9 protein-coding genes are annotated in these 12,878 nt (G+C 62.6%); 6 read left to right on the forward strand and 3 right to left on the reverse strand.

Going from position 1 to position 12,878, the window contains the following annotated elements; translation table 11 throughout:
* Nucleotides 1-289: 289 nt before the first annotated feature.
* Both OJ996_RS17505 and OJ996_RS17510 read left to right on the forward strand, forming a co-directional pair.
* On the forward strand, nucleotides 290-3,220 hold the full coding sequence (locus tag OJ996_RS17505; protein WP_264514933.1) for a beta strand repeat-containing protein: 2,931 nt from the start codon (nucleotides 290-292) through the stop codon (nucleotides 3,218-3,220).
* Between the two features lie 86 nt (nucleotides 3,221-3,306).
* On the forward strand, nucleotides 3,307-5,190 hold the full coding sequence (locus OJ996_RS17510) for an alpha-L-fucosidase (RefSeq protein ID WP_264514934.1): 1,884 nt from the start codon (nucleotides 3,307-3,309) through the stop codon (nucleotides 5,188-5,190).
* A gap of 19 nt (nucleotides 5,191-5,209) precedes the next feature.
* Here the strand turns inward: OJ996_RS17510 and OJ996_RS17515 are convergent, their stop codons facing one another.
* The 3 genes from OJ996_RS17515 to OJ996_RS17525 are packed head-to-tail and all read right to left on the reverse strand — an operon-like array spanning nucleotide 5,210 to nucleotide 8,630.
* Nucleotides 5,210-6,232, reverse strand: a complete 1,023-nt coding sequence (locus tag OJ996_RS17515; RefSeq protein WP_319800699.1) for a transglutaminase family protein — start codon at nucleotides 6,230-6,232, stop codon at nucleotides 5,210-5,212.
* On the reverse strand, nucleotides 6,159-7,193 hold the full coding sequence (locus OJ996_RS17520) for an alpha-E domain-containing protein (RefSeq protein WP_264514936.1): 1,035 nt from the start codon (nucleotides 7,191-7,193) through the stop codon (nucleotides 6,159-6,161). The genes OJ996_RS17515 and OJ996_RS17520 overlap by 74 nt, the downstream gene beginning before the upstream one ends.
* Nucleotides 7,194-7,202: 9 nt before the next feature.
* Nucleotides 7,203-8,630 (reverse strand): circularly permuted type 2 ATP-grasp protein, encoded by a 1,428-nt coding sequence (locus tag OJ996_RS17525; protein ID WP_264514937.1) that lies wholly within the window; start codon nucleotides 8,628-8,630, stop codon nucleotides 7,203-7,205.
* Nucleotides 8,631-8,797: 167 nt separating this feature from the next.
* Here OJ996_RS17525 and OJ996_RS17530 point away from each other — a divergent pair, with 167 nt between their 5' ends.
* From OJ996_RS17530 to OJ996_RS17545, 4 genes are all read left to right on the forward strand, one after another.
* Nucleotides 8,798-9,598, forward strand: a complete 801-nt coding sequence (locus tag OJ996_RS17530) for an ATP-binding cassette domain-containing protein (protein ID WP_264514938.1) — start codon at nucleotides 8,798-8,800, stop codon at nucleotides 9,596-9,598.
* Between the two features lie 92 nt (nucleotides 9,599-9,690).
* Nucleotides 9,691-10,029 carry a hypothetical protein gene (locus OJ996_RS17535; protein ID WP_264514939.1) on the forward strand — a complete coding sequence of 113 codons (339 nt, stop codon included), beginning with the start codon at nucleotides 9,691-9,693 and terminating at the stop codon, nucleotides 10,027-10,029.
* A 113-nt stretch (nucleotides 10,030-10,142) separates the two neighbouring features.
* Nucleotides 10,143-10,859, forward strand: coding sequence for a succinate dehydrogenase cytochrome b subunit (locus OJ996_RS17540; RefSeq protein WP_264514940.1), 717 nt, complete (start codon nucleotides 10,143-10,145; stop codon nucleotides 10,857-10,859).
* An 18-nt stretch (nucleotides 10,860-10,877) separates the two neighbouring features.
* A complete protein-coding gene (locus OJ996_RS17545; protein ID WP_264514941.1) occupies nucleotides 10,878-12,848 on the forward strand; it encodes a fumarate reductase/succinate dehydrogenase flavoprotein subunit in 1,971 nt (656 codons plus the stop codon).
* The last annotated feature ends 30 nt before the right edge of the window (nucleotides 12,849-12,878 follow it).

Raw genomic sequence — 12,878 nt, forward strand, 5'->3', positions numbered from 1 at the left:
TGTCACCCAAGCATGCGACTGACGGAAGTCGCCAACATGGTCTTGGATGTAAGCGTTCCTGAAACCCGGGAGCGCTTGATCCACCCAAGATCATGAATCCAAGCCCAGACTCCTCTCCCCTTCTCTCTCCGGCGCGCTGTTCCGCACGCCCGGCCGCCGCGATTTCGCGCCGCGGTCGCTTGTACTGATTTCCAGGAGGTCACGGTGGCGTCCCGGCACAACCCGGGGCGCTGCCGATTTCCGGGCCATGACTCTCCCCCGGCCTCCGTCCCGCCGATTCCCGAAACCCATGAAAACCCGCCCCATCGTATCCACCGCCATCTTCGCCTCGCTGCTGGCCACCGCAGCGAACGCCGCGATCTATCCCTACGCCGAGTATCACCTCGGCGAAGCAGGAAGCCTCGGAGCCAGCAACAAGCCGCAGGACGCCACCGGCAACAACCGCCACTTCTCGGACGACATCAACGGCGGCTCCGCCGTCACCGGAAGCGCCTCCTTCCACCCGAACGCCACGGGATCGACCGCCTACCTCGATACCTCCGCGAGCGGCAACGAAGGCTGGTACTCCGGCAACATGTATTCCTCCCTGCCGACGGACAACTTCGCCTTCGGGGTCTTCGCCCGTGCGTCCTCGAACGACGGCGACCATCAAGGCGACATCTTCACGCTCGGCAACACGGGCGGCTCGCACAAGCTCTCGCTCGAAGGCAACGGCTGGTCCTCCAGCGCGCACAACGTGAACTGGATCGCACCGCCGGGAGGCGTGCCCGGTTCCTTCCAGCCCGATACCTGGGTGCACCTGGCCCTGATTCGCAAGGGGGGCGTGACGACTTTCTACGTGAACGGCGTGGCCAACGGGACTTTCAGCGGGGCCGCCGTGCATGCCTCTCCCCACATGTCCGTGGCACCGGGTGGCGGCTCCTACTTCGACGGGCATCTGGATGAAGCCCGTGTGGTCAGCTTCACCTCCGACGAAGCGGTCGAGGACATCCTCACCGCTTTGCAGAGTGGCATCGTGCCATCCTCCTTCGTGGAAACCGGGGTGGGAGCCACGTTCCAATCCGCGGGTCTCTCAACCGACGAGGAGTCCATCTTCCGTCTCGGTGGCGCGGTGCAGGACTCCGCGGTCCTTACCCAAACGGACGGTCTCTCGGTGGCAGCCGGAACCGCACCGAAGCACATCATCAACATTTCCCAGGAAGGCGAGATCCCGGTCGGCAGCTATCCTTTGATCTACTATACCGGCAGTATCGGTGGGCTCGGCTTCACCGGCTTGCAGCTCGCACCGCTTCCGGGGCGCATCACCGGCACCTTGGTGAACAATACCGTGGATTCCACCATCGATCTGGTAGTGACCGCCTCCGAGCCGGGCGACATCACCTGGACCGGCACCGGCAGCAGCACTTGGAACATCCAAGGCAACTCGAATTGGAAGTTCACCGGCGGCAGCACCGCGACGCAATTCTTCCCGGGCGACGCCGTGCGCTTCGATGAGACGGCCACGAATAAGAACGTAAGCGTGGGCGTCGCAGTCACTCCTTCCACTGTCTATATCACCGGCGGGCAAAACTATAGCTTCAGTGGTGCCGGCATCGCCGGCTCCGCAGCGCTTGAAATTACCGGCGGAGGCACCGTCACCTTCACGAATGCCAACACCCACAGCGGCTCGATCTACGTGGACGGCTCCAATATCGTGGTCGGTGACGGAGGAACGACCGGCTCGCTGGGCACCGGGAACACCACGCTCAACGGCAACCTGCTGGTGAACCGCAGCGGCAGCTTGACCATGCCCAACGCCATCACCGGAGATGCCAGCATTCAGAAAACCGGCGACGGCCGTCTGGTGCTCGGCGGATCCAGCAGCTTCAGCGGACCGGTGACCTTGACCAGCGGGGTGATCGCTTCCGCCAACTCTTCCAGCCTTGGAAGCGATAGCGCCGGAACCACCGTCGCCGCGGGTGCCACGCTCGATGTCTTCACCGCAGGCGTGGGGAACGAACCGGTCACGATCAACGGCAGCGGGATCAACGGCGAGGGCGCGATCATCAACACCGCTGCGGCGGGCCAGCTCGACGGGGTGAGGCAACTCATCCTGGCGAGCGATTCAAGTATCGGCGGCCCCAACCGTTGGGATGTCCGCGGCAGCGGTTCCTCCGTGACGGGCAACTTCAAGCTGACCAAGATCGGAAACAATCACATCAGCATGGTGCTGGGCACGGTGTCCGTGAAGGACATCGAGGTGAATGGAGGTCTCCTCTCCTTCGAAGCCGGTGCCACCGTGGATAACACCAATCCCGGTTCGATCACGGTGAACTCCGGCACACTCGGCTTCAGCAACTACTTCGCTCCGGTGACCTGCACCAAGCCGATCGTGATGAACGGCGGACGCATCAGCACCACCGCCTCCGGTGTCGATGGTAGCGCGAGCATCGAGTCCACCGTGACCTTGAGCGCGCCATCCACCACCATCCATGCCGATGGCGGTGCTACGATCACCTTGAGCGGTTCTGCAAGCGGCACAGGCGCGCTGAACAAAGATGGCACCGGGACACTTCTACTGTCCGGCAACCATGCCTACCAGGGGAACACCACCGTGGCGGAAGGCACCCTGTCCCTCACGGCAACAGGTCTTGCGGATGCTTCCACGGTGAACCTGGGCAGCGCCGCGGTGCTCGACATGGGCTACGGCGGAACGGATACCGTCGCGGCGCTTTTCATCAATGGCGTCCAGCAAGCCGCCGGAGTCTATGCCGCCGCTCATGCCAGCGGACGTTTCAGCGGCATCGGCAGCCTGACCGTGACCAGCGGCCCCACTACCACGCCCTATCAAACTTGGGAGACTACAAACGGCATCTCCGGCGCGGGCTCAGCCGCGGACTCCGACAACGATGGCATTGCCAACGGCATCGAGTTCGTGCTCGGCGGCGATCCAAGCGGACCGGGCTCCAACTCGACATCGCTGCTGCCCACCGCCACCAAGGATGCCACCCACTTCGAATTCACATTCCGCCGCACCGACGAGTCGGCAGCATCGACACCCTTTGTCGAATATGGCTCGGACCTCAGTGGCTGGGCCATCGCCCAGAACGGCACGGCCGGGGTGACCATCAGCAACGACAACGATTTCCACGGTCAGGGGATCGATCGGGTCCGAGTGAGGATTCCCCTGCCCTCGGGTGAAACCTCCCTCTTCGCCCGACTGAGGGTCGATATTCCCTGATCATCCGTTGGAGTCCGGCATCGCTGCCTGGCGGCGGTGCCGGATTTTTTTGGTTTCGTTCCGCCTGCTTTCGCTAGCATTCCGCAATGTCATCCGAACCGGTTCCCGGACTGCGCGCGCAGCGTCTTACTGTGAGGACTACGCGGGCTGCGATCCTCGCGCTGCTTGGGGTTACATGGTGCTTCGCCGAGGACGCGAGCAAGGGCGATCCGGAGATGCTACCCTACGCCGGGAGTGATGAATGGCGGGCCGATCACGAGCAGCGCGTGAAGTGGTTCCGCGAGGCCCGCTTCGGCATGTTCATTCACCTCGGTCTGTATTCGGGGGCGGGTGGCTATTGGCCGCCCGACCGGACGATCGGCAGGCTCTACGAGCAACCGCAGACCGAGCGGATCCGCACCTGGGCCTCGGTGCCCGAACCGGAATACGGTCGCCTGCTCAAGCCGCTCTTCAATCCCGAGCCCGGCTGCACCGATGCTTGGGCCGAACTTGCGAAGGAGGCCGGCATGCGCTACGCGGTCTTCACGGCAAAGCACCACGAGGGCTACACTCTTTTCAACAGCAAGGCTGAGTATTCCGCCCACAATCCAGCCACCGGCAGCACCAACATCTCACCGCCCGGTCGCGATCTCTTCCGCGAGTATACGGATAGCTTCCGCCGCGAAGGTCTGGTGCCCGGAGCCTACTACTCGCTGATCGATTGGCAGTACCCCGATCCCGCACGCTACCGCCGCTACCTGCACCAGCATCTGGCCGAACTCGCATCGGGCTACGGCCCGCTCGGAATCCTGTGGGTGGACTACTCCTCCGCCGGGAATGAAGGGGCCCATTGGGGAACCCGCTCGATCCTCGACATCTGGCGGACCCACCAACCCGCCGCGATCTTCAACAACCGCTTCTGGAACGGGCTGGAGAACCCGAACGGCGACTTCTTCACGCCCGAGCGTTATGTACCCCCTGCCGGTTATCACGGTCGTATCTTCGAGGCCTGCCACACGCTGAACGAAAGCTTCGGTTTCAGCTATCACGACGACTCGTGGAAGGGCCCTGCCGACGTCATCCGCCTCCTGTCCGATGTGGCCAGCAAGGGTGGGAATCTATTGCTCAATGTAGGACCGGACGCACGAGGCCGCATCCCCGATCCCGCAGTCCGCACGCTGAAAGAGGTTGGTGCCTGGCTCCGGACCCATGGCGAGGCAATCTATGGCACCACCGCGTCCCCCCTTCTTTATCCGCCCTTCAAAGGCCGCATCACGCTCTCCGCGGATGAGCGCGATCCGACGCTCTACTGCCACCTGAGCGAATGGCCCGAGGGCGGGCTGCTCTCGGTGGAGGGCCTTCAAACCCAGTGCAGCTCGGCCACGCTGTTGGGAGGCGGCTTCCTGCCGCTCGACCAAACACAGGGAGGACCACCGGTAATCCGGCTGCCCGCCACGCCGCCCGACCCGACTGATCCCCTGCCGATCGTGGCCATCCGTTTGAACGGTCCGCCGGTCTTCGATTCATCTCCCTACCCGCGTCAGGCGGCGGACCGATCCATCGCCCTGTCCGCCAGCCAAGCGATCCTCGCGCCCTCCGTGACGGCCACCAATCCGATCAGGCTGGAGGAGAGCCACATCGGATTCTGGTCGGATACCGGCGAGAGTGTCTGGTTTCCTTTCGTGCTTCGCGTTCCGTGGACGACCCGGATGGTCGGCGACAAGGCCGAGAAGATCCCGGGGAAATTCGATGTCTATCTGGACGCTGCCATCGCACCGGATGCCGGTGGCGAAGTGGAGATCCGATTGCTCGACCAGACCCTGAATCACCGTTTGGCCGCGACTGCCCACTGGCGCGACTTCCAAGAGATCAAGGTCGGAACCGTGACCGTGGGGCAGGCAGGGCTAATGTCGCTGCATGTGCGCCCGCTCTCCATCAAGGGCATCGGCCTGATGAACCTGCGAGGCGTGAAGCTGGTGCCAGTACCCTGAGGAAGGCACGAAGCACCGACTAATCCACCTTCTCCACCTCCACGGAGACGGACATCTTGCCGTGGCCATTGCCGTGGTAGCTGCCCTTCACCGGTGCCACATCGTCGTAATCGCGGCCGACCGCGATCTTGATGTAGCGTTCATCCGCCAAGGTCTCGTTGGTGGGATCGAAGCCGATCCAGCCGACGCTCGGGAAGAAGACCTCCGGCCATGCATGCGAGGCCTGCGCACCGACAAGCGAATCGCGCGGGCCGTTGTAGAGGTAGCCGGAAGCATAGCGCGCCGGAATCCCGACCGCGCGGCAGAGCCCCAGCATCACATGCGTGAAATCCTGACAGACACCGCGGCGAAGCGCGAAGGCTTCCTCGATGCGCGTGCTCACATTCGTGGTGCCAGCTTGATAGCGGAAGTTCGCGTGGATCCAATGCATGATCGCCACGGCTTGCTCGAAGACCGGGCCGATCCCGCTGGTGATATCGAGCGCCTGACGCCAGACATACGGATTCCGCGAAACGAAGGGGCTGTCCTGGAGGTAAGCCCAGGTGCGTTCTGGAATGTCATCGCCGCGATACTCGTGGAGAAGCGCTTTCTGGTCTGACTCCGGCACCACCAGCGGAAGGTTTTGAATGCGGATGCGGCTCTCGATCTCCAGCCTCCTGTGATCGCCGGGGACCTCGAAGTGATGAGTCACGTTCTCGAAGAGATCATGGAAGCGCCGTACGCGGGTGGCGGGCAGCACCTTCACCACGGCGGAAAGGGTGCGCTGGAAAGGAAAGGTGCGCGGCTCCAAATGCAGCGTGTTGATGCTGTCCCGCACCGGCGCGTCGTAATCGAACACGGTGCGGTGGAGAACTTTGAAAACAGGGCCTGGCTGCGGAGGCTGTGCCATCGGTCCGGGAGTCGGCGCACGGCGCGCGACCAATTCAGGGGCTGATAAGGTCAAAAGCGGGATCTCGGGTTGCCGCGGATCACTGCTGCTGCTGGGCCATTTGCCAAGCAACAACCGCGGACATATTCGCCGCCGGGATTGGCGGGCGGGCATTGTTGGCGTCCTGCAACAGCACGTAGGTGCGGAACAACTCCTCCCCGATCGAATTGAACTTCTCCTGCGTCTGGTCGAGGAACTGGTGCAGACCGCTCTCCAGCACCTCCTCGGTGGAGCCGTAGGAAAGCTCGGACAACAAACGGCCCGCAACCCGTTCGGCATCATTGGAATAGGTACCGCGCGGCGCCCCGGAAATGCGGTGCAGGTTGCGGTCGATCCGGTCGACACAAAAGCGCACCGAGCGCGGGAACTCCCGCGAGAAAATCAGGAAATCCACCACGCTGTCCGGATCCGGTTCACCCTGATGCGAAGCCCGGAAGGCCCCGAGAGCCCCGCAGGAGCGCAGGATCGCCGTCCAGTGGAAGGTGGCGGTGCCATTCGCCGGAACTTCCTCCTCCGGCAAGAAGCTGGTGATATCGAGAAAGCGGGTGGTCTTGTCCGCACGCTCCAGATGCCGTCCGAGATCCATGAACTCCCAAGCCTCGTTGCGTGCGATCGAAGCCGCCGCGATGCCGTGGAAGGTGAAGGTGGCGCGCCGGATCGTTTCGTAGTAACGGGTCGGGTCCGCGGAAAGCAGTAGCTCGCCATCACGCGAATTGATGAAGAGGTAGAGCGAGTTCAACTCTTCCCAAAGTTCTTCAGAGAGCTGGTCGCGCACCATCCGGGCGTTCTCGCGGGCCTGCGCGATGGACGAGACGATGCTGCTCGGATTCTTCCGGTCGTCCGTCAGAAAGCGGATCACCTCCGCGCTCCCCGCCTCGCTGTAGAGATCGGAGAAGAGCGTCTCGTCCCCCGTGCTGAGGATGATCGGCTTCCAGAAAGCGCGCAGGCGCTCGCTATCGAGACGTTCGTGATCGAGAAGCAACTGGCCGTTGACTTCGATTAGACGGGCGAGGTTATCGGCCCGCTCGATGTAGCGGACCATCCAGTAGAGGCTATTGGCAACGCGGGAGAGCATGTCGGAAAATTATTTCAAAACCCAGGTATCCTTGCTGCCGCCGCCTTGGGAAGAATTGACCACCAGCGAGCCTTTGCGCAGGGCGACGCGGGTCAGGCCGCCAGGCACGATCTTCACGTCGTTGCCGTAGATAATGTAGGGACGCAGGTCGATGTGGCGGCCTTCCATGTTCCCCTCGCACCAAGTAGGCGAACGGGACAAGGATACCACCGGCTGGGCGATAAAATTCCGAGGATCCTCGATGATCTTGTCCTTAAACTTGGCGATTTCCTCGCTGCTCGCTGAGGGTCCCATCAGCATGCCGTAGCCGCCGGATTCATTGGCCGCCTTCACTACCAAGTCCTTCAGGTTCTCCAGGATGTATTTGCGATCGCTCTCCTCGGAAGCGAGGTAAGTCGGCACGTTCGGCAGGATCGGATCCTGGCCGAGGTAGTACTCAATGATCTTCGGCACGAAGTAGTAGATCACCTTGTCGTCCGCCACACCGGTCCCGACCGCATTGGCCAAGGCGACATTGCCCGCCTGATAGGCACGCATGATCCCCGGCACGCCGAGCACCGAGTCCTTCCGGAACACCGTCGGGTCCAGGAAATCGTCATCGATACGGCGGTAGATCACGTCCACCCGCACCAGACCCTTGGTCGTACGCATGTAGACGAAGTCATCCATCACCACCAGATCGCGGCCTTCCACGATCTCGATACCCATCTCGCGGGCCAGATAACAGTGCTCGAAGTAGGCGCTATTGTAGCATCCCGGCGTGAGCAGCACACAAACCGGCTCGCCCTCGCGGTGCGGGGAGACGTGGTGCAGCATCTCCAGAAGCTCGCGCGGATAAGCATCCACGGAGCGGACACCCAGCGATTCGAACAAGCTCGGGAAAGCGCGCTTCAAGGCGTTCCGGTTCTCCAGGAGATAGGAAGCGCCCGAAGGGCAACGGCCGTTATCCTCCAGCACGTAGTATGTCCCATCCCCACCACGGATCAGGTCGCTGCCGCAGATGTGGATGTAGATGTCCTTCGGCACCTTCATCCCCCGGAACTCCGGGCGGTAGTGCTTCGCTTCCTCGATGTAGAAGCGCGGGATGATTCCATCGCGCAGGATGTGCTGCTCGTGGTAGATATCGTGCAGGAAAAGATTCAGCGCGATGATCCGCTGCGTGAGGCCTGCCTCCAGATGATCCCACTCATCCGCCGGGATAACCCGCGGGACGGGGTCGAAAGGGAAGATGCGCTCGGTGCCGCGGTCGTCGTGGTAGACGTTGAAGGTCACGCCCTGCCGGAGGAAGTGCTGGTCGCAGGAGGCCCGGCGCGCCTCGAAATCTTCAGGGGGGAAAGCGGAGAAGCGGCTGAGCAACGCCCGGTAGTGCGATCTCACCTCGCCGTTCCCGGCGAACATCTCATCGAAAAATCCGTCTGCCTCGTAGGCTTCAAACATGTGCAGTCTTGGGGTGAAACTCACTTTAGCAGGGCATGGGCCAAGTCACCCTACTTTCCTATTAGGTCATTCGCCGTTGCGGCATTTGGCGAGACAAAACAGGCATTTTCCGGGCTCCCTCCACTTTTTCCGTGCCGCCCGGACTGTGTCATGCTTTGAACAGGCCCGTGGCCTACCTCGAAATCCGCGATCTCCAGACTCACTTCAAGAAGCGTGCCGGTTCCGTCTTCGCTCCGGCGGTGGAGACCATCAAGGCGGTCGATGGCGTGAGCCTTTTCATCGAGAAGGGCGAGATCCTCGGTTTGGTCGGGGAATCCGGGTGCGGCAAGTCCACGCTCTCCCGCACGATCATGCAGCTGATCCGGCCCACCGCTGGATCCATCATGCTGAACGGCGAGTTTCTAGGCCAACTGAGCAGCTCGGAAGTCCGCAAGCGCCGCTTGGATTTCCAGATGATCTTCCAAGACCCTTACGCCTCCCTGAATCCGCGCATGACGGTCTTTTCGACCCTTGCGGAAGCGATCAAGCAGCGCCACCCCGGCGTCAAGGGTGCCGACTTGACCGCCCGGGTAACCCGGCTGATGGAAACCGTGGGCCTCGATCCGCGCTTCCAGAAGAAGTACCCGCACGAATTCTCCGGCGGCCAGCGCCAGCGCATTGCCATCGCCCGAGCCCTCGCCCCGGAACCGAAGCTGGTGATCGCGGACGAGCCGGTTTCCGCGCTGGACGTCTCGATCCAGTCCCAGATCCTGAATCTGCTCAAAAAGCTGCGCGCCGAGCTGGGCCTAACCATGATTTTCATCACGCACGATCTCGGCGTGGTCCGCTATCTGGCCGATCGCATCGTGGTGATGTACAAGGGCAAGATCGTGGAGGAAGGTGAAGCCGAGGCGCTCTTCGCCAATCCGCAAAACGCCTACACCAAGAAGCTGCTGGCGGCGATTCCGAAGCTCGAGGCGAGCGTCTGAGCCGATCGGGGGGCCTCACCCGCCACCTGAGTTGCTGCTCCGGGGAGGTTTGACTTGCCCGGTGAGAGGGCCGCGGGAGAGATTCGGGGGTCATGGATCCTTTCCTCCTCAAAACGCTCCACATCGTGGGTGCCCTCGGAGCATTCGCGGGTATCGGGGCGATCATCGCCGCTGCGGACGACAAGCACCGCAAACTGGCCGGAGCCCTGCACGGGATCTCCCTTCTTGTGCTCCTGCTAATGGGCTTCGCGATGCTGAAGAAGCCGCCGATGGATCAGCATTGGTGGCAGGTGAAGCTGGTGATCTGGCTTTTCATCGGAGCCGCACCCGCCTTCGCCAAGCGCAAGGTGCTGCCGGCGGGCGCCTTGGTGGGCATCTGTCTGGCTCTGGGCGCCACCGCCGCCTACCTCGCTCTTGCCAAGCCGTTTTAATCCGCCGGATTTGCTTTTTTCACGCCAGATCCTGCATGTGGGGGAGTCTCCCCTTGCATGCCCGCGGGCCGGGTTCTAATTCTCCCGCGCGCTGATCCGATTATCGCCGCCCCATGAGTGCCGCTGCCGTTACTTCATTTCCAATCGTTTCCCGTGTCTGGAAGTCTTCCATCGGGCGAAAACTGATCGTCGCCCTGACCGGCTTGGCCCTCGTGGGCTTCCTCGCCGGCCACCTCTCGGGTAACCTGCTCGTCTTCGTCGGACGGGAAGCCTTCAACGATTACGCGCAGATGCTGCACGAGTTGCTCCACGGGGCAGGCGTCTGGATCGCCCGGATCGGCCTGCTGGTCGTCGTGGTCCTGCACGTCGCCGCCACCATCTCGCTCACCCGCGAGAACCGCGCCTCCCGCCAAGCCTACGCTCACCCGACCACGATCCAGACCACGAAGTCGGCCAAGGGCATGATTTTCTCCGGCCTGACCATCCTGGCCTTCGTGATCTTCCACCTGCTCCACTTCACGGTGCGGGTGACTTTCCCGGCGGATCGCTACGTCGATCGCGACAAGTTCGGCGAACAACGTTTCGACGCCTGGCAGATGGTGATCGACGGCTTCAGCAATCCGCTGGTGGTGCTCTTCTACCTGATCGCGATGACAATGCTCTGCTCGCACCTGAGCCACGGCGTCGGCTCGATGTTCCAGACCCTCGGCCTGCGCTCTAAAAAATCCGCTCCAGTCGTCACGGCGATTTCAAAGGGCTACGCGGTCCTGATCTGGGTCGGCTTCATCTCGATCCCGATCTCCATTCTCGTCTTCGGCTACGGTCGCTAACTCTTTCTCCCTTTCGTCATGTCTCTTGATAGCAAGATTCCTTCCGGGCCGATGGACCAGAAGTGGTCCAACCACAAGTTCAACTCCAAGCTGATCAACCCGGCGAACAAACGGAAATACACGATCCTCGTCGTGGGCTCCGGTCTTGCCGGCGGTGCTGCTGCCGCGACTCTCGCCGAGCTCGGCTATCAGGTGAAGTGCTTCTGCTACCAGGATAGCCCGCGCCGCGCCCACTCGATCGCCGCGCAGGGTGGCATCAATGCCGCGAAGAACTACCAGAACGACGGCGACTCCGTGGATCGCCTCTTCTACGACACCGTGAAGGGTGGTGACTTCCGCGCCCGCGAAGCGAACGTCCGCCGCCTCGCCGAGGTCTCGGTCAATATCATCGACCAGTGCGTGGCGCAGGGTGTTCCTTTCGCCCGCGAATACGGCGGTCTGTTAGATAACCGTTCCTTCGGCGGCGCTCAAGTCTCCCGCACTTTCTACGCCCGCGGCCAGACCGGCCAGCAGCTCCTCATCGGTTGCTACCAAGCTCTGGAGAAGGAGATCCACAAGGGTGGCGTGAAGATGTATCCCCGCACCGAGATGCTCGATCTCGTGCTCGTGGAAGGCCATGCCAAGGGCATCGTCGTCCGCGACATGACCACAGGCAAGATCGAGTCCCACGCGGGCGATGCCGTGATCATGGCCACCGGCGGCTACGGCAACGTGTTCTTCCTTTCGACCAACGCGATGGGTTGCAACGTGACCTCCACGTGGCGCGCCGCACGTCGCGGGGCCTACTTCGCCAATCCCTGCTACACCCAGATTCACCCGACCTGCATCCCGGTCAGCGGCGACTACCAGTCGAAGCTTACCCTGATGTCGGAGTCGCTCCGCAATGACGGCCGCGTCTGGGCACCGAAGGAGCGCGCCATCGCCGAGAAGATCCGCAAGGGCGAGCTCAAGCCCGCCGACGTGCCGGAGGACGCCCGCGATTACTACCTCGAGCGCAAGTATCCGTCCTTCGGCAACCTCGCCCCGCGCGACATCTCCTCGCGTGCCGCGAAGGAAGCCTGCGATGACGGCCGCGGCGTGGCCAAGACCGGGCTGGGCGTTTACCTTGATTTCCGCGATGCCACCGCCCGCCTCGGCGAGCCCACCATCCGCGCCCGTTACGGCAACCTCTTCCAGATGTATGAGAAGATCGCCGGCGAGGATCCCTACAAGCAGCCGATGATGATCTACCCCGCGGTGCACTACACCATGGGCGGCCTCTGGGTGGACTACAACCTGATGTCGAACGTCCCCGGCCTGCACGTGCTGGGCGAGGCGAACTTCTCCGACCACGGTGCGAACCGTCTCGGCGCCTCCGCACTCATGCAGGGCCTTGCCGATGGCTACTTCGTCATCCCCTCCACCATCGCGATCTATCTCGCCACCCAGAAGCCCGGCACGGTGAAAACCGATCACCCGGAATTCAAAAAGGTGGAGGAAGAAGTCACGGCCCGCACCAACCGCCTGCTCAACATCAACGGCAAGCGCACCGTGGACAGCTTCCACAAGCAGCTCGGCGAGATCATGTGGGACAAGTGCGGCATGGCCCGTTCCCGCGAAGGTCTCACCGAAGCCATCGCGGAGATCCCGAAGATCCGCGAGGAGTTCTGGCAGAATGTCCGCGTCCCCGGCTCCGGCAACATCACCAACATGGAACTGGAGAAGGCCGGCCGCGTCGCCGACTTCCTCGAGTTTGCCGAGATGATGTGCTACGACGCCCGCGACCGCGAGGAGTCCTGCGGCGGTCACTTCCGCGTCGAACACCAGTTCACCGAGGCCGACCCCGAAGTCCAGGCAGGCAAGACCCAGCCAGGCGAGGCCAAGCGCCACGACGACAAATTCTGCCACGTCTCCGCTTGGGAGTACAAGGGCGAAGGTGCCGAGCCGGAACTCCACAAGGAGCCGCTCGCCTTCGAGGCCGTGCACCTCTCGATCCGCAGCTACGCTTGATCCTGCCGGTTAGCTATCCCGAAGTGGTAG

The organism is Luteolibacter rhizosphaerae (assembly GCF_025950095.1).
Taxonomy (GTDB): domain Bacteria; phylum Verrucomicrobiota; class Verrucomicrobiia; order Verrucomicrobiales; family Akkermansiaceae; genus Haloferula; species Haloferula rhizosphaerae.